Here is a 22,806-nt window from a genome sequence, read left to right as displayed (position 1 = left end):
CTAGATAGTTAGCTGCATGAGAAAAACTTTACTTCTGCTTATTCTCCCAATTTTGGTGTGTTGTAATAATTTTGAAACCAAGAAGATCTCTTCAGAAGAGGTGCTTAGCCAAGAGTCAAAATCTTTAAATTGGCGCGAAGTAGATGAATACCCTGCTTTCGAAAATTGTAAAAGCATTACAGATCTTACCAAGGCACGTAGTTGTTTTGAGGCGACTGTAGCTAATTCGATTTATGCTTATCTCACAAAACAAGAACCTATAGTTACACAAGCTATAGATGACACTTTGTTTTTATATCTGGAGATCTCTAAATCTGGAAAACCTGTGGTAGATTCTATAAGAGTAGATTCTGTGGTAACAAATCAATTACCAGAACTGGATAAATGGGTGCGGCAAAGTGTAGATTCCTTACCTAAAATATATCCTGCAATAAAGCGGGGAATTCCTGTTTCTAGTGTATTTAAAATGCCAATCCTTATTAAAGCTGAATAGGTTTACATTAAGCAATTCACAGTTGTAAGTTAATAGTTATTGGTTATTTTGTCTAACATCTAACATCTAACATCTAACATCTAACAAATCTATTTCTTAAAACTTCTTCCTTTCCATTCAAATCCGCTGAATAAAGAGGCTATGGCTACTGTTGTGGAGAAAAAAGGGTAAAGTAAACTAGACCATAGATAATGACTTAATATCATTCTTTTTCTGAAGAACTTCGCCGATACATATAGTAAAGAAAGATCTGCTGTAAATTTAATTGCGAAACTAAAGAGCAGGATTTGGTAGTGAATCATTTCAAAAAGCACTAAAACAATTGTAACTATAATCGCTAAATTCATCAATAAAACAAGTAATCCTACAAGTTTTGAAAAAGCGCTTTTATAGGCGGGAGCTTTTGCGGCCCATCGAATTCGCTGTGAAAACAAGGTTTTTAATGAATCTTGAGGTTTTGTTCTTACAATGGCGGCTTCAGACTTTAAAAAGGATACGGGATAATTTAATTCTGTGAATTTCTGAAGTAAAAAAACATCATCTCCCCCGGAAATATCGGAATTTTCTTGATATCCATCCACCTTCAGAAATGCCTCTTTTTTATAGCACATATTTGCTGCATTGCACATAAATGGCTTCTTCAACCCAAAGGCTCCGATGCTGACTGCTTGCAAGCTCATAAAATCCAGATCCTGAAATGCTACCAGATAGTTTAGAAATTTTTCTTTGACATATCTCCCATTTAAAAAACTTACCGGTCCAGCGATGAGACTTGCCTTAGTTTTCAGGATACTCTGATTATATACATTTAACCACTCCACGGGAACAATACAATCTGCATCAGTGGTCAAAACATAATTAAATCTCGATGAGGCAATTGCAGTTGTTATGGCGTCTTTTTTCGGAGAAGCGGTACTTCTTTTGTTGTTGATAATAGAAAAAGTAAGCTGGGGGTGAGATTGTTTAAAATGAAAACAGGCCTGTAAAGAGTTGTCTTCAGACTCATCATTTACCAAAAGGATCTCAAAGTGAGATCGTGGATAGTCTAAGTTTGATAGAGAATAAAGAAGATCCGGTAAATTTTCGGCTTCATTTCTAAACGGAATTATGATGGAGAATTTATTAAAAGGAGAGACTTCCTTTAATTCGAACTTTTCAACCTTTTTCCACCCGAAGAGGAGGGCAGTGATTAATGCTGCATAGCATAGCGTTAAAACAATCAGAAAAATTATAAATAAAAGCATATTTACAGATCGTCGGTTTAAGAGAATTGCTAAGCAGAATTATGTAGCTTTGTAAAGCCCAATCAAAAGTAAACAAACTATTAAGAATGGGTAGTAGCTAAAGACTTTCCACTTTTGAAAAACGAACGAATTATTTTAGGAATCGATCCCGGAACCACTATTATGGGTTTTGGATTGATTAAGGTGGTGAATAAAAAAATGGAGTTCTTGCAACTTAACGAGTTGTTGCTCCAAAAATATAACGATCCGTACATTAAACTGAAACTGATCTTCGAGCGAACCGTTGAGTTAATTGATACTTTTCATCCAGACGAAATCGCTATCGAGGCGCCATTTTTTGGGAAGAACGTTCAGTCTATGTTGAAGCTGGGAAGAGCCCAAGGTGTAGCTATGGCTGCCGGACTATCCAGAGAGGTTCCAATCACCGAATACCTGCCCAAGAAAATTAAAATGGCAATTACAGGAAATGGGAATGCCAGTAAGGAGCAAGTAGCTAAAATGCTACAAAGTTTATTAGGACTTAAGGAATTGCCCAAGAATTTAGATTCTACCGATGGATTGGCTGCGGCGGTATGTCATTACTACAATTCAGGAAAAGTTGAAGTAGGGAAAAGCTATACTGGTTGGGATTCTTTTGTAAAACAAAATCCGAGTAAACTCAAGAAGCAATAAACAATTATCAATTAGCAATGAGTGAAATGAATAATCCACTTTCGAAGAAATCTTATGATTTTTCATTGATGATCATTGGAGTTTATAAAAATCTTATTGCTTCTAAAAAGGAGTATGTATTATCTAAACAATTGTTGAGATCTGGCACCTCTATTGGCGCCAATATAGCTGAAGCAAATGGGGCTATTTCTAAAGCTGATTTTTCCGCAAAAATTTCTATAGCTTATAAAGAAAGTCTTGAAGTGAAATATTGGTTATCACTTCTGAAGGATTCAGATTATTTGGAATTCGATGTTTTTCAAAATGCATTTGAAAAAGCAGATGAATTATCCAAAATAATGTTTTCAATTTTGAAAACCACTAGAATCAAAAATTGATTATTGCTAATTGATCACTGTTAATTGTAATCTATGTCTTCTCTATATATACATATTCCATTTTGCAAGCAGGCTTGTCACTATTGTGATTTCCATTTTTCCACCTCTATCAGGAAAAAGGGAGAATTGGTGAATATGTTATGCGAAGAAATAAGGCTTCGGAAAAATGAATTGCCCGGAAAACAGCTGGATACTATTTATTTTGGCGGAGGTACTCCTTCTTTACTTTCTTCAGAAGAATTGAAGCTGATCTTTGACGCTATAAGTGTCAATTTTGAGCTTAGGGAAGACGTGGAGATCACTTTGGAAGCAAACCCGGATGATCTTACGCTAGAGAACCTTAAAACCTTCAAGGATGCTGGCATAAATAGGTTGAGTATTGGGGTGCAATCTTTTTTTGAAGAAGATCTACAATTGATGAATCGGGCGCATAATGCCAAAGAAGCTTTGGAAAGCATACAGATGGCTAAACAATTTTTCGAGAATATTTCTATAGATCTTATATATGGGATTCCGGGAATGAGCAAGGAGCGCTGGAAAGCCAATATTCAAACGGCACTTTCTCTCGAATTACCACATTTTTCCTGCTATGCTTTAACTATCGAGCCAAATACTGCTCTAAAAAAAATGATTGAAAAGGGTAAGGTAAAACCGGTAGATGATGAGGCTGCAAGAGCGCACTTCGATATTTTGACAACCATACTTAAGGAAGAGGGCTTTGTTCATTATGAATTTTCTAATTATGGAAAGCCTGGATATTTCTCAGAAAACAATACAGCCTATTGGTTCGGGAAACCCTATTTAGGAATTGGGCCTTCTGCACATTCTTTTGATGGAAAATATAGAAAATGGAACATCAGTAATAATACGCTCTACATAAAATCTATAGAAAAAGGGGAGTTGTCTTTGGAGCAAGAAGAACTTTCTGTAACAGACCGATATAACGAGTATGTGATGACCAGGCTGCGAACCATGTGGGGAATCGATATTGATGAGGTTGAGGAGCGATTTGGGATTACTTATAAAACCCATTTATTGAACGAGGCTTCGAAAGAGATTGAGTTAGGGCTTTTAGTACTAAATGAAGAGATACTTACCGCTACCCAAAAAGGGAAGTTTTTAAGTGATGGGATCGCCAGTAATTTATTCTTTATAAATTAGTAAAAACATATAAGCTCCTCGAAGATTGGAGAATTTGGATGAAAGCAGAAATCAAACACCAAAATAAAGCCTACCATATAGACCTCTCCAAGCCCTTGGATATTTCCCTTGTTCTTAGGGAGATAATAAAAACCCAATTGCTTGGTATTTGAATGCCCCAAAGATCCAGCCGGTAGTGGATGGAGATTTTATAGGAAAAGTGACATCAGGAAGTTCTACCAATTTTAATAATATATATTTCAATCCGCATGGGCATGGTACGCATACAGAATGTGTTGGACATATTACAAGAGAATTTTACAGCATCAATGAAGCATTAAAAACCTTCTTTTTCACCGCTCAGGTTATTTCGGTTGAACCCGAAAAAAGGGGTGAAGATCTTGTAATTACCGAAGCTCAAATTAGAAGTCTGCTAAAAGAAAAGGAGGTTGAATCTGTTGTTATAAGAACACTTCCCAACTATATTGAGAAGCGAAGCAAGAAATACTCGAATACCAACTGGCCTTATTTAGAAGAAGCTGCTGCTAGATACATGAGAGAGTGCGGAATTAAACATTTATTGATCGATTTACCTTCTGTAGATAAAGAAAAGGATGAAGGCAAGCTGTTGGCGCATAAAACATTTTGGGATTACCCTAAAAACACGAGATTTGATGCTACTATTACAGAATTAATTTATGTTCCTAATAAAATTGATGATGGCATATATATTTTAAATCTGCAGATAGCATCTTTTGAAAATGATGCTGCTCCTAGTAAACCCATATTATATAAAATTCAATGATATGAAACTTATCTTAAAATTAGAAGAATTGGGAATGTTGCTAATGGGTATATTTTTTTTTCAGTTTTCTTCCATTTTCATGGTGGTGGTTTCTAATGTTATTTTTACTGCCAGATATTGGAATGTTAGGCTACTTGATAGGGAATAAGGTGGGGGCTATTTCTTATAATTTATTTCATCATAAAGGACTAGCTATATTAATAGGGGCAATGGGAGTTTATTTTGGATCTCATTATTTGCAATTAGCGGGAATTATGCTTTTTTCTCATGCTTCCTTTGATAGGATATTGGGCTATGGATTAAAATATGAGAAAGGATTTAAATTTACCCATCTAGGAGAAATAGGAAAATAAAAAACCCGTTTCAAATTATTGAAACGGGTTTTCATATATTATAATGTGATTGCTTATCCTAAAGCAACTCTTTCAAAAGCAACAACTTTAAGATCACTATCTACAGACTTAACGTAAGCAGCAATACTCATTTTGTTATCTTTAATATAATCTTGGTTCACTAAAGTGTTATCCTTGAAGAAACGTTTGATCTTTCCTTTAGCGATGTTATCCAACATCTCTTCTGGCTTCCCTTCTTGTCTCAATTGATCTTTAGCGATCTCTATTTCTTTATCGATAGTAGATTGATCTACACCTTCTTCATTTAAAGCAACTGGATTCATTGCTGCAGCTTGCATAGAAACATTTTTGGCAGCTTCTTCAGCTCCATCTACATTTTTAGAAAGACCTGTTAAAACAGCAATCTTATTACCAGCGTGGATGTAAGAACCAACAAAAGCAGCTTCCATTGTGCGGTAATCACCAATCTCTATTTTCTCACCGATAACTCCTGTTTGCTCAGTTAATTTATCCTGAACAGAAATTCCATTAAAATCTGCAGCTAATAATTCTTCTTTAGAAGAAGTAGAAAGTGCAATTTCTGCAATTTGAGTAGCCATAGCTACATAGGTATCATTCTTCGCAACGAAATCTGTCTCACAGTTTAAAGAAACAATCACACCTTTAGTAGCATCATCATTTACTTTTGCTATTACAGCTCCTTCAGCAGAATCTCTGTCGGCACGCTTGGCAGCAACTTTTTGACCTTGTTTACGTAATACTTCGATTGCTAATTCAAAATCTCCATCAGCTTCTACTAATGCTTTTTTGCAATCCATCATACCGGCACCGGTAGATTTTCTTAATTTATTTACTTCTGCGGCTGTTATTTTTGCCATGATGTTTAAAATTTTTTAATTTTTAAAAAATAAGTCGTTTAGCTTTGGTTGAAGAAAGATCTAAACGACTTATATATTACTTAAAAAAGGGTGTGTGTTATTCTTTCTCTTCAGTAGAATCAGCAGCTTTTTCAACTGTTTCTTCTTTAGATTCTAATTTCACTTCTTTTTTAGCCTCTTTCATCGCTTTTTTATCTTCAGCATCTTTAGAAGGTACTTCTACTTCAGCTTTCTCAGCTTTAGCAGGAGCTTCTACTTTATCTTCAGATTTTTTTGCTTTTGCAGCTTTTGCAGCTTTGTCGGCTTTTTCCTCTTTGTTGTCGCCTTTTTCTTCTTTGTTGTTCTTTCTTTCAGAAAGACCAGCAATGATAGCATCTGCCATGTAAGAAACAACTTTGTCGATAGATTTTGAAGCATCATCATTAGATGGAATCACATATTCTACTTCACGAGGATCAGAATTTGTATCAACCATTGCAAAGATTGGAATGTTTAATTTTTGAGCTTCTTTAACCGCGATATGCTCACGGGTAATATCTACAACAAATAGAGCAGAAGGAAGACGGCTCATCTCTGAAATAGAACCTAAGTTTTTCTCTAACTTAGCTCTTAAACGGTCTACTTGTAAACGTTCTTTCTTAGAAAGAGTGTTGAAAGTTCCGTCTTTTTTCATTCTATCGATAGAAGCCATTTTCTTAACAGCTTTACGAATAGTGATAAAGTTTGTAAGCATTCCACCAGGCCATCTTTCAGTAATGTAAGGCATGTTGGCTTTTGCTGCATGTTCTGCAACAATTTCTTTTGCTTGTTTTTTGGTAGCTACAAAAAGTATCTTTCTTCCACTAGCAGCGATCTTATTAAGAGCTTCACCAGCTTCCTGCATTTTTGCAGCACTTTTATATAGGTTTATGATGTGAATCCCATTGCGTTCCATATAGATATATGGGGCCATGTTTGGGTTCCATCTTCTTGTAAGGTGTCCAAAATGTACACCTGCATCAAGTAATTCTTTTACTTCTACTTTGTTTGCCATTTTTGTAATAGTTTACGTTCTGTTGAGATAGCAACCCCGCTAAGGCGTGGTTTAGATGCTAAACTAACCTCCGATACTTCAACACGCTAAGTGTGACATCGGAGCAACAACAAAAATTTTAATTTTTAAATGAACTTTCGGGCAATGCCCAATGATATTAACGTTTAGAGAACTGGAATTTCTTACGAGCTTTCTTCTGTCCGAATTTCTTACGTTCTACCATTCTTGGATCTCTGGTCATTAAACCTTCAGGCTTTAAAGTAGCTCTGTTTTCCGGGTCTAATTCTACCATTGCTCTAGAAATAGCAAGACGAATCGCTTCAGCTTGTCCAGTGATACCACCACCATAAACATTAACTTTGATATCGAAGTTCTCTTCGTTCCCAGTCATGTTAAGAGGTTGCATTACCTTATAAACTAAAGGTCCTGTTGTAAAATAATCGTTAAGATCTTTTTTGTTGATAGTAATGTTGCCTTTTCCTTGTCCAACATACACACGTGCAACAGCCGTTTTTCTACGACCAATTTTGTGAATAACTTCCATTACTTAAGATCGTTTAAGTTGATAGTTTTAGGTTTTTGTGCAGTATGATCATGTTCTGATCCTACATATACCTTTAAATTACGGAATATTGCTGCGCCTAATTTGTTTTTAGGTAGCATTCCTTTTACCGCATTTTCAATTAACCTTTCCGGTCCTTTATTGAATAATTCGGTTGCAGTTAGACTGCGTTGTCCCCCAGGATAGCCGGTGTGGCGAATGTATTCTTTAGAATCCCATTTTTTACCTGTTAAGTTGATTTTCTCGGCATTGGTAACAATTACGTTATCACCGCAATCAACGTGTGGGGTGAAGTTAGGCTTGAATTTCCCTCTTAGTAATTTTGCAACCTGAGTAGAAAGACGACCTAAAGTCTGACCATCAGCATCTACGTGTACCCAATCCTTGGTCACGGTAGCCTTGTTGGCCGATACTGTTTTGTAGCTTAATGTGTCCACACTAATTAATTTTACTTGTTATTAAACATTCCATTCCCTGCCCCTAGATAAATCTATCGGGAAAACAGGGGTGCAAATGTACAATTATAAATTCAGAAAGCAAATAGACCTTCATTAATTTATTAGAACAGAAATCATTGGCTTTCAATAGCTTTTATTTCTTTCAATAGTTGCTTTTAATTTGAAGCTGATTAATGAAGAAAGGCTAGAATATAATAATGCCTAAATAAGAAATATTTGAAATTTATCATTTCGTTAAAAAACATTATTTGACGTTAAACAGTAATATTGATGTTAATAATGTCATAAAATTCTTATTAAAAAACTTATGTTTGCCTTTTAGTATCCCTAATATCAAATACCTACGTAATGAATTTGTCTAAAATCTCCCTACTTCTTGCTTTGGCTCTGGTAATCTTTTCTTGTAGTAAAGAAGACGAAACTGACGCTAATTCCTCGTTTAAAACTAGCAATTTTGCTGCTGCTATTAATCCCGACGATCTTGTGGGGGAGTGGAAGCTTTCTGCCATGCAAGCAGATACCTTGGTAGATCTAAATAATGATGGAACTGGGGATAAAAATCTTTTGAATGAATCTGCCTGTTTTAATGATATGAAAGTCATTTTTAATCAGGATAGAACATTTTCCACCACAAATGCGCGTCTCGATTTTAACGGAGGAACAAATAATGCTGAATTTGTTTGTGTGAAAAACAGAGTCGATTTTGGAACTTGGGATATTGAAGGTAGCGACCTTTTAATGGATATAACGATAGATGGAACAATCTACTCTCAAAGAAAGCCGCTTAACTATACTACTTCAACTTTTGCTTTTGATGTTTCTAAAGCAGAATCGAATGTATATGTGAACGATCCGGGAGATACTTCAGCTTCAAAAATTAGAATTCTAGCCTTGGAATATACTCGGATATAAATAGAAAAATTCTGAATTCTGAATTTTGAACTCTTAGTGCGCTTCCAGCCAATCTTTACCCTCTCCTAAATCCACATCTAGAGGCACTTCCATCTTAAAAGCATTTTCCATTTCAGCCTTGATCATTTTTTTTCATCGCGGATAGTTCTTCATTATAAGTGTCAAAAACCAATTCATCATGTACCTGTAAAAGCATCTTAGTCTTATAGTTACCTTCTTTTAATTTTCGATGAATATTAATCATTGCGAGCTTAATGATATCTGCAGCGCTTCCTTGAATAGGCGCGTTAACGGCATTTCTTTCAGCAGCTCCACGAACTACTGCATTGTGCGAATTGATATCTTTTAAGTATCGACGTCTTCCTAATACAGTTTGTACATAGCCATGATCTCTTGCAAAATCTACCTGCTCCTGCATGTAGTTTTTCAGTTTAGGATAGGTTGCATAATAAGTTTCAATAAGATCTTTTGCCTCTCCTCTGGAAAGGTCGGTCTGATTGCTCAATCCAAATGCAGAAACCCCATAAATAATTCCAAAATTTACTGTTTTCGCATTACTACGTTGCTCTCGTGTTACTTCTTCTAAAGGCACATTAAAAACTCTCGATGCAGTGGAAGCGTGAATGTCTTCACCTTTTTTAAAGGCTTCGATCATAGTATCTTCCTTGCTCAAGGCTGCGATAATTCGAAGTTCTATCTGGGAATAATCTGCCGCTAACAAAGTGTAATTCTCATCTCTTGGGATAAATGCTTTTCTAACTTGTCTTCCTCTTTCAGTTCTTATTGGAATGTTTTGCAAATTCGGATTGTTGGAACTCAATCTTCCCGTCGCAGCAACGGTTTGCATATAGTCGGTATGAACCCTGCCTGTGCTTTTTTCAACTTGATTAGGCAAGGCATCAACATAGGTATTCTTCAATTTTACCAAACCTCTATATTTCAAAACACTTTTTACAATTTCGTGTTCTGATGCTAAGTAAGAAAGCACATCTTCACTTGTGGAGTATTGACCGGTCTTCGTCTTCTTTGGTTTATCTACTAGTTTCAATTTTTCAAAAAGAATAATTCCTAATTGCTTTGGAGATGCAATATTAAATTCTTCTCCGGCCTCTTCATAAATCCTCTTTTCGAGATTTGCGATATCTTTTTCTAATTCTGAAGAAAGTGATTTTAAAAAATCTTCATCTAAATTGATGCCCTCCAATTCCATATCTGCCAGAACTCTTACTAATGGAATTTCTATTTCATTGAATAATTTTTCAGTCTCTGCTTCTATTAATTCGGGCTGAAAATGTTGCTTTAGCTGAAGTGTAATATCTGCATCTTCCACCGCATATTCTGTCTGCTTATCTAAAGGAACATCCCTCATATTTCCCTGATTCTTACCTTTTTTACCGATAAGTTCAGTAATAGATTGCGGAGTGTAGTTAAGGTAAGTTTCGGCAAGCACATCCATATTATGTCGCATATCTGGATTAATCAGATAATGCGCGATCATGGTATCGAATAAATTCCCTTTTACTTCAATATTATATTTTGCGAGAACTTTTATATCATACTTTAAGTTCTGACCAATCTTTTCTATTTCTTCTGATTCAAAAAATGGGCGAAGCTTCTCTATTAACGTTTGTGCCACATTATCATCCCCGGGAAATGGCAAATAGAACCCCTTTCCTGCTTCCCAAGAAAATGCAATTCCTACCAATTTTGCTTCCAACGGATTCAAACTTGTGGTTTCCGTATCAAAACAAACGCTGGTTTGCTTCAATAAATTTTTCAGAAACAACTCAATCGCCATATTGCTGGTGAGGCTTTGGTATACGTGACCGGAAGTTGATAAATCTTTTCTGCTGGAAGTCTCTTCAATTACAGTAGCGTTTCCGCCAAATAATGAAAATTGCCCGGCTCCTGCCGTCGATTCTTTTGCTTGAGCTTTCGCGGTAGGCGTCCCTGAAACCTGGGTAGGAGTTGCGGTTTGTTCTCCTGAAAATAATTTTAAAAACTGATCTTTTAATCTTCGGAATTCCAGTTCTTCGAACAACAATTGAACTTTCTCACCATCGGGCTGAGACAATTCATAGTTTTCAGCATGAAACTGCACATCACAATCGGTAATGATGGTAGCAAGTGTTTTAGATAGAATTCCTAATTCTTTATTAGCCTCAATCTTCTCTTTCATTTTTCCTTTCAGCTTATCTGTATTTGCTAAAAGTTCTTCCATGCTCCCAAATTCAGCTAAAAATTTCTTGGCTGTTTTTTCACCAACTCCGGGAAGGCCAGGGATATTATCTGAAGCATCTCCCATCATCCCAAGAAAATCGATCACTTGTTCTGGACGCTCAACACCAAATTTTTTCTGAACTTCAGGAATTCCAAGAATTTCAATTCCATTTCCCATTCTTGCAGGGCGATACATGAAAATATTTTCTGAAACCAATTGGGCAAAATCCTTGTCTGGCGTTACCATAAAGGTCTTGTACCCTTCCTTTTCAGCTTGTTTCGCCAGCGTTCCAATTACATCATCTGCCTCACAACCCGGTAATTCTACCACGGGAATATGCATGGCATGTAAAATATCCTTTATGTAAGGTATCGCAATTGAAATAGGTTCAGGGGTAGCGTCCCTATTTGCTTTATAATCTGCATATAGTTCTGTGCGCTCGTGGCTCCCATCTTTATCAAAACATACCGCTAAATGATCCGGCCGTTCTCTACGAATTACATCGAAAAGGGAGTTGGTAAATCCCATTATTGCTGAAGTGTCTAATCCCTTAGAATTAATTCGCGGGTTTTTTATAAAGGCGTAATAACCTCTAAAGATTAAAGCGTAAGCATCGAGTAGAAATAAGCGTTTTTGGTCTGCCATGGGTAAGAATTAATTGAAATTCAAAACTACAAAGTTATTGCCGAATAATCTGTTTTGTACTTTTAAAACTGATGTTATTTGTTAATTATGTTTGTAAAAATTGATCTATAAGCTCCTTTAGTATTATACTGTAATGTAGGTATGTCAGGTTGAGCGCCCCGAAGTCTCGGGGGAAACCTCCCTTTTTTAAGCTAATAAGTTCTCGACTTTAGTTTGTCCTGAGCGTAGTCGAAGGGCTCGAACAGACAAAATAAGATATTATAAGTGAAAATAAACCACCAATTAGGTTCTAAAAATTATAAGAGCTCGGGATATTTTCATTTTTCCCATCTTGATATTTCACGTAACTAAAACCTTTTTGGATACAATGAGAGCCAATTTCTCCTTTCTTATTCACTGCAATAAATGCCGCCTGAAATTCTTTATAGTTTGGATTCGCTTTAATAATTCTGTTGATGGCCTCTTCACACGCCTCTTGTGGGGATTTTCCTTGTCGCATTAATTCTACAATCAAAAAACTACCGACACTTTTCATAATGGCTTCCCCCATTCCGGTTGCAACTGCGCCACCAATTTCATTATCTATAAATAAGCCGGAACCAATAATTGGGGAATCTCCAACACGACCATTTACTTTATAAGATAGTCCTGAACTGGTACATGCTCCTGCCAAATCTCCATTTTCGTCTATACATAACATCCCAATGGTGTCATGATTCTCTATGTTAATGATTGGTTTATATTCCTTCCTTTTCAACCATTCTTTATAAGCTTCTTTCGAACTTTCTGTAAATAGCTCTTCTTTCTCAAAGCCTTGCTGAATTGCAAAAAGATCGGCCCCTTCTCCGGCCAGCATAACATGTGGAGTTTCTTCCATTACTTTTCTGGCAACCGAAGCTGCTTTAGAAGTATGTTTTAAATAAACCACAGCTCCGGCATCTCCTTTTGGGGACATAATACAGGCATCTAAAGTGACATTTCCATCCCTATCTGGTGCACCTCCTTTTCCAACGGTGGTGTTTCGAATATCAGCTTCTTCCACCATCACGCCTTGCTCCACTGCATCTAAGACATTAGCACCATTGGCTAATAATTCTCCGGCTTTTTTACTGGCATTCGGAAAGTTCCAGGTAGCTATTGTTAAAGGAAATATGGTTGAATTATTTTGAGTCATTTCTGTGTTTTTAAGATTATGATTTTGGTTGAAAGCTGAAAGAGAATTTGACAAAAGGCTAATCCCGGCAGAAGCCAGAACAGATTTTATGATAAACTTCCGTCTTTTCAAGTTTTGAATATTTAACAAAGGTTAAATATAAATGATAATAAACAGAATTGGAAGCTATCTGTTGTGATTCATAAATTGTACTAAAGATAGGAGTTGGTTCGACTTGGAAATGACTACTTTGACGTTAATTTATCTATAAAATCAAAACTTAAAACGGTGATTAAAAGTATCTTCGCAAAAAATTGAATGCCCCATGCGTTGGTTCCTGTTTATCTGTTTTTACATACTTGTTGATATTTACGCTTTCCAGGCGATTAAAACTTTAACGAAGAACAACTGGATTTATATTTCTTATATAATTCTTTCGCTACTAGTTTTAGGGAATTTTATCTATCAATTCATGCAACCTAACCCTAGTGGAGGGTTTAATGGTGGGAGAGGTTATGCAATGGGGTTTGTACTTGCTTTTATGGTAAGTAAAATTTTGCTTACCATATTTATGTTTGGTGAAGATATCATTCGTTTTTTAACAGCGATATATACTAAATTATTTTCCAGCAAGACTTCTTTTGAAATGCCTTCAAGAAGAACTTTTTTGAGTCAGATTGCTTTAGGGGTTGCAGCAATTCCTTTTGCTTCTTTGCTCTACGGTATGTATAAAGGAAAGTACAATTATAAAGTTCTTAATTACACCTTGTATTTTGATGACTTGCCGGATGCTTTCGATGGCTATAGAATTACTCAAATTAGTGATATCCATAGTGGGAGTTTTGATAATAAGGAAAAAATAGAATACGCCGTAGACCTTGTTAATCAGCAAAAGGGAGACACCATTTTATTTACTGGAGATTTGGTAAATAATAAGGCTACCGAAATGGATCCTTGGCTGCAAACCTTTTCTAAATTAGATGCGAAAGATGGGGTGTTTTCAGTACTTGGGAATCATGATTATGGCGATTATGTTGCATGGGAAAATGATGAAGCAAGATTAAATAATTTAGCCGATTTAAAAAATGTTCATTCTAAGATGGGGTGGAACCTATTGCTTAATGAACACCGATTCTTGGAAAGAAACGGGGAACGAATTGCCTTAGTTGGAGTAGAGAACTGGGGCGCAGGCGGCTTCAAAAAAATGGGTGATTTAGATCTTGCAGGAAAAGGATTGTCTCCACAGGATTTTAAGGTTTTAATGAGTCATGATCCTTCCTATTGGCAGGAGAAGATAAAAAAAGACGCTAATAATTATCATTTAACATTAAGCGGACATACGCACGGAATGCAATTTGGAATTGAAATTCCGGGCTGGTTTAAATGGAGCCCCGTGCAATATAGATACGAGAACTGGGCAGGGATTTATGAGGAATTTGGGCGATATATTAATGTGAACCGTGGCTTTGGGTATTTAGCCTATCCTGGAAGGGTAGGAATATGGCCGGAAATTTCGGTTATTGAACTTCGAAAAGGCTCAAAACCCGCATAATCAAAGAAATTACTATATTTGATTTTAGTACGCAACAAGGTATTAAGATCTAATTTAAATTTAGCTTTTAATTTTATGTCAAAATTTGGTGAATTAATAGATTTAAACATTCCGGTTTTATTGGATTTTTATACCGAGTGGAATGAGGCTTCTACAGCCATGCATCCCGTGCTTAGGGATGTTGCAGCCGCTCTTGGCGATAAGGCAAAGATCATTAAAATAGATGTTGATAAGAATCCGCAACTAGCCGAAGCGCTTAGGGTAAAAGGACTTCCTACACTTATGATCTATAAAGGAGGAGAAATGAAATGGAGACAAAATGGCGAGCAAGATGCCAATACGCTGATTGGTCTTTTAAAGGAATACGTTTAAAGACCTTTAAAATTGAATCCTTTTTCTGAATAATATGCTAAAACTTTTGGCAATACTTTCTTTAGTTTTTCTGAAGCTTTCTCACTATCATGAAAAACCACAATACTTCCCGCTTTACTATTTTCAATAACATTATTGAAGCAATCTTCAGCAGAAATAGATGCATCAAAATCTGCACTCAAGGAATCCCACATTACAATTTTATAATTAAGTAGCTGTAATCGTTTTACCTGAGAGGGTTTTATTTTCCCATATGGAGGCCTAAAAAGTTTTTGATCCTCTGTATGTTTAGTAAACCTTGAAATCACAGCTTCAGCTTCCAATACATTTTCAAGATATTGTGGTGTCGAAATTTTCCAGCCTTTTAAATGATTGTGAGTATGATTTCCAAATGAATGTCCTTCAGAAATAAGTTTTTTAAAAACTGCAGGGTATTTATCTATATTTTCTCCTACACAAAAAAAAGTGGCTTTTGCGTTGTATTTATTCAGCATTTCTAAAACCCATGTTGTGACCTCAGGATGTGGCCCATCGTCGAAGCTTAAATAAATAGTATCTTGATCGCGTGGCATATTCCATAAAAGGGAGGGGTATAAGAGCCTCCCTAATGATGAAATATTTTTAAAATATACCATTGCTTTATTTGCAATTACTCTATAGTACTATCTAACTCCGGTAAGCTTTGTTCTGTCTGGAATTCGCTTTCTATTGCAGAGTCTGTTGGCATTAATGGCTCTTCATCTGCCTCTTCGCTTTCGTCATAAAACCTAGGAAATAGTTTTAGGTAATTATTAAATTCTTCAGCTTTTTTACGTGCAAATTCCTGTTCTCCATTTCTGAATAATAGATCTATCAGGGATCTATATCTTTCCATATCTGTAATAATATCATCGGCAAAGTTATACTGACGATCTTCATCCCAACCGCTATAATATTTAAGATTCTCCTGATATTTAACAGCGATCTTAATCCATAGCTCTTTAGCCTTTTCGGGCTCTCCAACTTCAAAATAACCATTTATAAAAGGTTCAAGAAGTGTATAATACCCGTAATAATCCACCGGCATTTTTTCCATTGCAAGATCTATCATCTCTTTAGCTCTAGCCGTGTCGTTTTCAATTAACAATTGCTCCACTAATCTTCCTATGTTGCCTCTATAAGTAATGGAGTTCTTTTTAGTTTCCGGATCATGATAGATATTTGGATCTTCCATATTCCCCCAGTCCCAATTCTTCACGATCTCGTACATTTTATCTGAATCTATACGCCCCATTTCATACTGGAATCTAGGATTTACTTTCGTTTGAATAGGAACTAATTTATAGGCGACTCCATCCAGTTGAAGGTAATCCTTCATCCATAAATAATCATCGTCGCCATAACTTCCGCCAGTGAAATATATAGGACGTTCCCAGTTATTGTTGGCAATGATATCAAGCATTAAAAGCCTGTTCTTATAAATCACATTTCCGTTCAGCTCTAAAAAGATATTGTCTACTATGAGATCGGCATCTTTTTCGTCCACAATTCCATTTTTAAGAACAGCATTCTTGTCTACCGGAATTCTGATGTTTTTAGTAGGGAACGTGTTCACCACTTGGCCACTTTGGAGTTGTCCTTGAGTTCCCGGATTGTCACTTGCAATCCAATTCATCCAATTCTGAATAGCCATGGTGTCCTTGGTAACCTGCTGATACATCACAAATTCATTCGTTCCTGCGCGGTATTGCTTATATTCTAATTGCGAAGGAATAGGATCGCTATCCCAAGCCTTGCGTTTCATTTGAGAGATATACCAATCGGTTGCGAAGAGGCTGGTGTTCACAATTCTTACATCTTTCCTGTAGCCTTCAATTTGTTGGGCATACCAAAGTGCAAAAGTGTCATTATCCCCAATGGTGAATAAAATTGCATTTTCATCTACAGAATCCAGATACATTTTTGCCATTGCTAATGCCGAATATCTATCGGATCTATCATGATCGTCCCAGTTTTGAGAAGCTAAAACAGTTGGTACCGCTAAAAGGCAGGCAGCAATTGCAATTGGAGCAGCAAGGGAAGGTTTTAAATATTTTTTGATGGAATCGAAGATTGCATAAACCCCAAAGCCTATCCATATGGCAAACACATAAAAAGAGCCTACCAAAGCATAATCCCGTTCTCTTGGCTCAAACGGACGTTCATTTAAATAGATTTTTAAGGCAATTCCGGTAAATAAAAAGAAGACCATCAACACCCAAAACCCTTTCTTGTCTCTTTTAAAATGAAAGAATAGACCGATAAGCCTAAGATGAAGGGAAGGAAATAATAGGTGTTTCTTGCCTTGTTATTCTTCATATCTGATGGGAGATTGTCTTGCGAGCCTAATCTCATTTCATCTATAAAATTGATTCCGCTTAGCCAATTTCCATTAGTGTCAGAATATTGGCCTTGAACATCATTTTGTCTACCCGTAAAATTCCACATGAAATAACGCCAGTACATATACCCAAATTGGTATTCAAATAAATAGCTAAGGTTAGCTCCAAAAGAGGGTTTTTCTACGTTAAGATATTCACTAAACTGATTGAGGAAGGTGTGGTAGCCTTCGTTATCTACTCTTCCAAGAGCCACATTTTTTCTGAATTCAGCAATAGCAGCTAGTAATTGTTCTTCGCCCTGATATTCCTGTTTCACAGTGAATTCCAGCGGACCGGTAAATTGCATATAATTTGCAGCATGCTGTGTGCTCCACATTCTTGGAAGTACCGTTTTATGACTGTCGTCTAAATTCTGACGAGCATTTTTATAATCATTTACTATTACATATTTCCCAAGCTCTCTGTCTTTTTCGTAATTAGGGGCATCATCTAAATAAGGGTTTTCCGGATCCAGACCACTATACATTTCGGTAAACTGCGGGCCGAAGAATAAATGAGTCTCTCCATATTGTTCTCTATTATAGTAAGCCAACAATTCACGAGCATTATCTGGACTGTTTTCGTTGATCACGGTATTGGCATTCGCACGAATTGGAAGCATCGTCCAGCTTGAGAAACCAATTAGGATAAAAAGAATAGAAAGTAGTAAAGTATTTAACTGATAATATTTCTTCTTCAGTGTATATCTAATTCCGAAGTAAAAGGTAGCGACAATAACTAGAAGTGCTATGATAGTTCCCGAGTTAAAAGGAAGGCCAATAGAATTGGTAAAGAAAACTTCAGCAGTAGCGAAAAATGTAAGTGTATAAGGTAAGAGCAGTTTAAAAATGAACATTAAAACAGCTACTACGGCAAGATTGGCAACAATAAAGTTTTTAACAGTAATCTTCTTGTAATTCTTAAAATAATATAGAAATCCGATTGCCGGGATGGTAAGAAGCCCCATAAAGTGAACCCCGAAAGAAAGACCTACTACAAAAGAGATGAGAATGACCCATCTATTTCCACGTGGCGCAAACATATCTCGTTCCCAAAGTAAGCCTAGATAAAACAAAACAGACATTATACAAGCCGCCATGGCATATACTTCGGCCTCTACAGCATTAAACCAAAAACTATCTGTAAATGTGAAAGCTAAAGAACCAACAAACGCACTTCCTAAAATCGCCAACTTTTTGCTATCGCTTAAGGTTACAACCGGGCCTGTTACTTTTTGAAGTAGAAGCACAATTGACCAAAACATAAACAGAATGGTAAAGGCACTAGCTAAGCCGGACATCATATTTACCAAAAGTGCAATTTGGCCAGCTTCTGGCGCAAAAGTGGCAAAAAAGGCACCCATCATTTGATAAAGCGGTGCTCCGGGGGGGTGTCCTACCTCAAGATTAGCTGCTGTAGCTATATATTCCCCGGCATCCCAAAAACTTGCAGTGGGTTCCACGGTTAACCAATACGTAGTAAGAGAAATTACAAATACCAGCCATCCAAGTATTTTGTTCCATTTACCAAAGTTAAAATCTGTCATATTATGCGCATATTGAGTATGATGAGGCGAATTTAAGAATAATTACAGGAATGCATTTATAACGGCACTTAAAAGCGAATATTTTCTATCGAGTTGATAAAAATAAAAAACCTGAAAAATAAATTAGAAAAAAGACGAAAAATGTTTGTGTAAAATAAAGTTTGTTTTAAATTTGCACCCGTATTGAAATACTGGCCTATGGTGTAACTGGCAACACGTCTGTTTTTGGTACAGAAGAGTCTAGGTTCGAGCCCTAGTAGGCCAACTTCGATAGAAAACCCGAACTTTTTAGTTCGGGTTTTTTTGTATCTAATATTGTTGGGCGAGAAGCCTGTCCCGAGCGTCGTCGAGGGGAGCCCCTAGTAGGCCAACTTCAATAGAAAACCCAAACTTTTTAGTTTGGGTTTTTTTTGTGTCTAATATTGTTGAGCGAGATTCTAATAATTATTGGGACTCCAAATCTTAGTCAAGGAGTTCTCTAGTAAATCAATATAAAAAAATGCCCGAGCAGTTTTGCCTGAGCTTCTTGCTTTATGGGATTCTAAAAATTCTTATGTCCAAGAACTCAATGTTAGAATTACCTCTTAAAAATGAGATTCTATAATTCTTACTAATTCTTCTTTTGGCAAAACTCCGGATTGTCGCCATACTTGCTTTCCATCTTTAAATAGTATCAATGTTGGCACACCTCGTACTTGATAATTAGAAGAGAGCTCCTGATTTTTATCTACATCTATCTTTACAATTTTCACTTTATCCCCCAAGGATGTTTTAGTGTCTTTTAAAATAGGAGCTAAGGTTTTGCAGGGGCCACACCAATCTGCATAAAAATCTACGAGTGTGACTGTTTCTCCTTTTATGATCTCGCTGAAGTTGCTTTTCATGTTTGTTAAAATTTTATCCATTAAATATCATGAATTTTTGGCGAAAATAAAACACAAAAAAGCCCCCAGCTTTAAAGTTGGGGGCTTTTTGTATAATATAAAATTTAATTCTTACGCTGCACTTACAATATTATAATGAGTAAGTAGATTCTGATAGAAGTAAAGGCTATTTTCATCTGCTTTCAAACAAGATTGTAAAAAACCATTAAGATCTAAGCACTCAAAAGTTATAGGGGTAAATTTACCTTTAGCAACAGGTAAGTTAAGATCTACGGTTTGATCTTTATAGTTTATTTTGATGTTTTTTGCATCAAAATATCTTTTAAGAATTGCTTTGTGAAGGCTCTCAAATTTAGAGTTGTCTATGTCTTGGTTGGTAATACTGTAAGAGATCAAATTTTTAACATCTTCTAAGATTACGTCTAGGGTAAAGTTTTGCATATTCAATTACATTAATGTTAATGTTCCTATAGGTGTTTTAACACATCGTAAAGTTACATTTCTTAATGTTAATAAAATCCTAACATCCAATTGATTAGCAATTAATTAACTATTTAAGACTTTAAACGGTTATATTAGAATGTTGTCGATAAATAATTGAAATTGGCTTATTAATTATTCTATAAGATTCATCAATGGAAGAGGAATTGATGAAGGTTGTTCTTTCGGTTTTCACTTTTCCATAATCGTTATGTACGTGACCGAATATATGGTGGGTGATATCTAATTCACTTAATCGTTCGATTAGATTTTTACATCCAACCATTGTTTTGTTATCTAATTCATCTAATACTCCAAATGGGGGACTATGTGTAATTAAAACATTGGTTTTTTTAGGTATTTTATTCCAATGCTGAGAAAGTGGTCTTCCCCGATCCTTAGTAAAAGCCCAAGTATTATCTCCCGGAGTGTAAGGGGAACCCCAAAAATTTATATTTTCAATGGTTACGCCACTATCTTCTAAATAGTGAATGTTAGTAGGGATCGTTTGAATTAACTTATGTGATTTTTTTTGAAAATAGAAATCGTGATTTCCGGCTATTAGAATTTTATGCTTGTAAGGTGTTTTAGAAAACCATTCTAGGAAATTAATACTTTCCTTTTTCGTGCCTGCTTCTGTAAAGTCTCCCGCATGGACAATACAATCCCCACTTGGAAGTTCTAATTCTTCATGTTTATTGTGAGTGTCGGAAATGCAAATAATCTTCATATGTAATAGTAAAAAAAAATCCGATAAAATTAATTTCATCGGATTTTTCAAATTATAGTCATTATCACTTTCAATCTTAACAACAACTTCGACTATAATTTAACTTAGTGGTGAATTCTCTTTTTCAATATACGTTTCAGAAATAATATCGTCACTTGGAAAAGAATCTATATCTGAAGGTAATATCCTATTTGTAAGTTTTGTAATAGCAAATGCAATAATGATAGCTGAAACAGTAAAAAATAAAAATTTCATTGTTAAACTATCGGTCATAACAAGACTGTAAAAGCCAAGGAATATCTCTAGGGCTAAAAACACAATCTTTATCGCTAATTTAAATATCATTTTTAAGTGAAGTACAAGTTTTTATACGTTTTAATTTCAATTGTTCAAATATAATACCTTAAGTCGTTTTTTGAACTGAAAAATTACAATTTGACTTAATTTTAACTTATACATTTCCAGAAGTTTGAAAGTAAATAAGTTAAAATATGCCTAAGAGAATCCAGGAATACTTTTCGGGTTTGTAAATTGACTTAAATATTACATTTATAGTGGAGAAGAAATATAAGATTTTACTTTATGCCTTTATCGGTTTGATCGTTTTGTTCGGAATAGCATTTTTTGCAAATAATTTCGCAAAACATAAAATAAAGGAGGGGATAAAGAAAGAGTTGGTGAACTCTAATGTGGATTACGAAGACATTACTGTAGATCTTATAGGCGGGAGTTCCAAAATTACAAATCCGAAATTAAAACTGGGTAGCGCTAACATCAGTTCTCAAGAAATACGAGTAATAGACCTAGATTATAAGGAATATTTCTCTACTAAGAAAATTGTATTTGATAGAATTGTATTTAAAAAACCTAGGATACACATCACTAAGTCGGATACTCTGAACAAGACTAAGAATGAAAATTCTAAAAAAGAATTTGAGGAGGATATTAAGATTAGGCATCTGGTGATTCAAGACGGCTATTTAAAAATATCAGATAATGATACTGTAAAGGATGGTTTGTATGTTTCATTAAAAAACATGGACATTTATAACCTTCATATTACCGAAGAAAGCCTAAAAAACAAAGTTCCATTTAACTTCAGTGAAGTTTCGATTAATAGTGATTCTTTATATTACGCTTTAGATTCTGAGCATGATCTTCATGCCAACAAATTAAAGTTAAAAAAGAGTGTACTTACTATTTCCGATTTAAGAATTCTTCCCAAATACAGCAAAACAGAATTCGATAAAAGGCAGAAAATTGAACACGATAGATTTGAGCTAAGCATTCCGCAAATCAAGATGAAGGATTTCGCGTGGGGTTTTAATGGCGATAAATTGCATCTTGAAAGTGCGAAAACTTCTATCGAAAATGCAGAATTCCATATATACAGAAATAAGCTACTGCCAGATGACAATAGTATTAAGCCATTATATAGTCGGAAATTAAGAGAGATAGGCACAAAATTGAAATTTGATAAAATCCAAATAGTAAATTCGAGTCTTTCTTATGAGGAAAAATCTGTGACGGGAAAACCTCCGGGGAAAGTGTTATTTTCTGATATGGATGTAACTATCCAAAATGTAACTAATTTAAATATGGAATCTGATAATTTTCCGCTTACACCATAAATGCAAGAGCCAATTTTATGGGGGAATCTAAGCTGAATTTTAATATGGAATTTGACATTAGAGATCAGGAAGATAAATTTGAATTTTCGGGTGACTTAGCCGGGATTTCTGCAGATGGAATGAATTCATTTTTAAAACCGGCATTAAATATTGAAGTGGAAGGGAAAATATCTTCAATGTTTTTTAATTTCTCCGGGAATGACGATCGAGCTTTGGGGGATACACGCTTGCAATATCATGACTTCAAAGTAGAGGTGCTTAAAAAA

22 protein-coding genes, 1 tRNA gene and 3 pseudogenes are annotated in these 22,806 nt (G+C 35.5%); 12 read left to right on the top strand and 14 right to left on the bottom strand.

From position 1 onward, the window contains the following. Positions 1 to 16 precede the first annotated feature (16 nt). Positions 17 to 493 (top strand): hypothetical protein, encoded by a 477-nt coding sequence (locus tag ON07_RS11775; protein ID WP_010231677.1) that lies wholly within the window; start codon positions 17 to 19, stop codon positions 491 to 493. 89 nt (positions 494 to 582) lie between these two features. On the opposite strand, the gene ON07_RS11770 is transcribed toward ON07_RS11775, so the two are convergent. Then, a complete protein-coding gene (locus tag ON07_RS11770; RefSeq protein ID WP_010231675.1) occupies positions 583 to 1,737 on the bottom strand; it encodes a glycosyltransferase family 2 protein in 1,155 nt (384 codons plus the stop codon). Between the two features lie 114 nt (positions 1,738 to 1,851). Between ON07_RS11770 and ruvC the strand changes: the two genes are divergently transcribed. The 5 genes and pseudogenes from ruvC (at position 1,852) to ON07_RS15400 (ending at position 5,084) form a co-directional block, all read left to right on the top strand. Further along, positions 1,852 to 2,409: a crossover junction endodeoxyribonuclease RuvC gene (ruvC, locus tag ON07_RS11765; protein ID WP_010231673.1), complete on the top strand. Its 558-nt coding sequence runs from the start codon at positions 1,852 to 1,854 to the stop codon at positions 2,407 to 2,409. A gap of 26 nt (positions 2,410 to 2,435) precedes the next feature. Beyond that, positions 2,436 to 2,786 carry a four helix bundle protein gene (locus ON07_RS11760; protein WP_193360285.1) on the top strand — a complete coding sequence of 117 codons (351 nt, stop codon included), beginning with the start codon at positions 2,436 to 2,438 and terminating at the stop codon, positions 2,784 to 2,786. 33 nt (positions 2,787 to 2,819) lie between these two features. Continuing rightward, positions 2,820 to 3,947 (top strand): radical SAM family heme chaperone HemW, encoded by a 1,128-nt coding sequence (gene hemW / locus ON07_RS11755; protein WP_029331896.1) that lies wholly within the window; start codon positions 2,820 to 2,822, stop codon positions 3,945 to 3,947. Between the two features lie 38 nt (positions 3,948 to 3,985). Next, a pseudogene (locus ON07_RS15405) lies at positions 3,986 to 4,731 on the top strand (cyclase family protein). A gap of 95 nt (positions 4,732 to 4,826) precedes the next feature. After that, positions 4,827 to 5,084 (top strand): DUF4260 domain-containing protein, encoded by a 258-nt coding sequence (locus tag ON07_RS15400; RefSeq protein ID WP_316928149.1) that lies wholly within the window; start codon positions 4,827 to 4,829, stop codon positions 5,082 to 5,084. Positions 5,085 to 5,137: 53 nt separating this feature from the next. Here the strand turns inward: ON07_RS15400 and tsf are convergent, their stop codons facing one another. The 4 genes from tsf to rplM form a co-directional block, all read right to left on the bottom strand. Then, complete coding sequence (gene tsf, locus ON07_RS11740; RefSeq protein WP_010231660.1) at positions 5,138 to 5,962, bottom strand: translation elongation factor Ts; 825 nt, start codon at positions 5,960 to 5,962, stop codon at positions 5,138 to 5,140. A gap of 97 nt (positions 5,963 to 6,059) precedes the next feature. Further along, positions 6,060 to 6,995, bottom strand: coding sequence for a 30S ribosomal protein S2 (rpsB, locus tag ON07_RS11735; protein WP_010231658.1), 936 nt, complete (start codon positions 6,993 to 6,995; stop codon positions 6,060 to 6,062). A gap of 157 nt (positions 6,996 to 7,152) precedes the next feature. Further along, the gene (gene rpsI / locus ON07_RS11730) at positions 7,153 to 7,539 is read right to left on the bottom strand and encodes a 30S ribosomal protein S9 (protein WP_010231655.1); all 387 of its coding nucleotides are present in this window, start codon (positions 7,537 to 7,539) and stop codon (positions 7,153 to 7,155) included. Next, positions 7,539 to 7,994 (bottom strand): 50S ribosomal protein L13, encoded by a 456-nt coding sequence (gene rplM / locus ON07_RS11725; protein ID WP_010231654.1) that lies wholly within the window; start codon positions 7,992 to 7,994, stop codon positions 7,539 to 7,541. Before rplM ends, rpsI begins: the two co-directional genes overlap by 1 nt. Before the next feature lie 369 nt (positions 7,995 to 8,363). Here rplM and ON07_RS11720 point away from each other — a divergent pair, with 369 nt between their 5' ends. Next, entirely contained in the window at positions 8,364 to 8,927 is a 564-nt protein-coding gene (locus tag ON07_RS11720) for a DUF5004 domain-containing protein (RefSeq protein ID WP_010231653.1), read from the top strand. 33 nt (positions 8,928 to 8,960) lie between these two features. On the opposite strand, the gene ON07_RS17965 is transcribed toward ON07_RS11720, so the two are convergent. The 3 genes from ON07_RS17965 to ON07_RS11710 form a co-directional block, all read right to left on the bottom strand. Further along, entirely contained in the window at positions 8,961 to 9,053 is a 93-nt protein-coding gene (locus ON07_RS17965) for a hypothetical protein (protein WP_010231651.1), read from the bottom strand. Next, on the bottom strand, positions 9,040 to 11,793 hold the full coding sequence (gene polA / locus ON07_RS15395; RefSeq protein ID WP_010231648.1) for a DNA polymerase I: 2,754 nt from the start codon (positions 11,791 to 11,793) through the stop codon (positions 9,040 to 9,042). The genes ON07_RS17965 and polA overlap by 14 nt, the downstream gene beginning before the upstream one ends. 289 nt (positions 11,794 to 12,082) lie before the next feature. Continuing rightward, entirely contained in the window at positions 12,083 to 13,078 is a 996-nt protein-coding gene (locus ON07_RS11710; RefSeq protein WP_010231646.1) for a N(4)-(beta-N-acetylglucosaminyl)-L-asparaginase, read from the bottom strand. A gap of 193 nt (positions 13,079 to 13,271) precedes the next feature. On the opposite strand from ON07_RS11710, the gene ON07_RS11705 reads away from it, so the two are divergent. Together ON07_RS11705 and ON07_RS11700 are read left to right on the top strand one after the other, a co-directional pair. Continuing rightward, on the top strand, positions 13,272 to 14,498 hold the full coding sequence (locus ON07_RS11705) for a metallophosphoesterase (RefSeq protein ID WP_010231644.1): 1,227 nt from the start codon (positions 13,272 to 13,274) through the stop codon (positions 14,496 to 14,498). A 75-nt stretch (positions 14,499 to 14,573) separates the two neighbouring features. Next, the gene (locus tag ON07_RS11700; RefSeq protein WP_010231642.1) at positions 14,574 to 14,870 is read left to right on the top strand and encodes a thioredoxin family protein; all 297 of its coding nucleotides are present in this window, start codon (positions 14,574 to 14,576) and stop codon (positions 14,868 to 14,870) included. On the opposite strand, the gene ON07_RS11695 is transcribed toward ON07_RS11700, so the two are convergent. Together ON07_RS11695 and ON07_RS15390 are read right to left on the bottom strand one after the other, a co-directional pair. Next, positions 14,867 to 15,442: a polysaccharide deacetylase family protein gene (locus tag ON07_RS11695; protein ID WP_237708915.1), complete on the bottom strand. Its 576-nt coding sequence runs from the start codon at positions 15,440 to 15,442 to the stop codon at positions 14,867 to 14,869. The two genes, ON07_RS11700 and ON07_RS11695, sit on opposite strands and share 4 nt — an antisense overlap. Before the next feature lie 77 nt (positions 15,443 to 15,519). After that, positions 15,520 to 18,815, bottom strand: a pseudogene (locus ON07_RS15390) (protein O-mannosyl-transferase family). Between the two features lie 192 nt (positions 18,816 to 19,007). Here ON07_RS15390 and ON07_RS11685 point away from each other — a divergent pair. Next, a tRNA-Gln gene (locus tag ON07_RS11685) sits at positions 19,008 to 19,080 on the top strand. Between the two features lie 319 nt (positions 19,081 to 19,399). Here ON07_RS11685 and trxA read toward each other — a convergent pair. From trxA to ON07_RS16705, 4 genes are all read right to left on the bottom strand, one after another. After that, on the bottom strand, positions 19,400 to 19,699 hold the full coding sequence (gene trxA, locus ON07_RS11680; RefSeq protein ID WP_029331895.1) for a thioredoxin: 300 nt from the start codon (positions 19,697 to 19,699) through the stop codon (positions 19,400 to 19,402). Between the two features lie 111 nt (positions 19,700 to 19,810). Continuing rightward, positions 19,811 to 20,140, bottom strand: coding sequence for a hypothetical protein (locus ON07_RS11675; RefSeq protein WP_010231639.1), 330 nt, complete (start codon positions 20,138 to 20,140; stop codon positions 19,811 to 19,813). A 121-nt stretch (positions 20,141 to 20,261) separates the two neighbouring features. Then, positions 20,262 to 20,909, bottom strand: a complete 648-nt coding sequence (locus tag ON07_RS11670; protein WP_033445110.1) for a metallophosphoesterase family protein — start codon at positions 20,907 to 20,909, stop codon at positions 20,262 to 20,264. Between the two features lie 99 nt (positions 20,910 to 21,008). Then, positions 21,009 to 21,164, bottom strand: coding sequence for a hypothetical protein (locus ON07_RS16705; protein WP_193360284.1), 156 nt, complete (start codon positions 21,162 to 21,164; stop codon positions 21,009 to 21,011). Between the two features lie 299 nt (positions 21,165 to 21,463). Here ON07_RS16705 and ON07_RS11660 point away from each other — a divergent pair, with 299 nt between their 5' ends. Continuing rightward, complete coding sequence (locus ON07_RS11660; protein WP_029331893.1) at positions 21,464 to 22,540, top strand: AsmA family protein; 1,077 nt, start codon at positions 21,464 to 21,466, stop codon at positions 22,538 to 22,540. A 17-nt stretch (positions 22,541 to 22,557) separates the two neighbouring features. Next, positions 22,558 to 22,806 (top strand): annotated as a pseudogene (locus ON07_RS11655) (hypothetical protein); the annotation flags it as partial.

Source organism: Gillisia marina (genome assembly GCF_000258765.1).
Taxonomy (GTDB): domain Bacteria; phylum Bacteroidota; class Bacteroidia; order Flavobacteriales; family Flavobacteriaceae; genus Gillisia; species Gillisia marina.
Note: the sequence above shows the minus strand (reverse complement) of the source record. Positions and strands in the feature narration are given on the sequence as shown.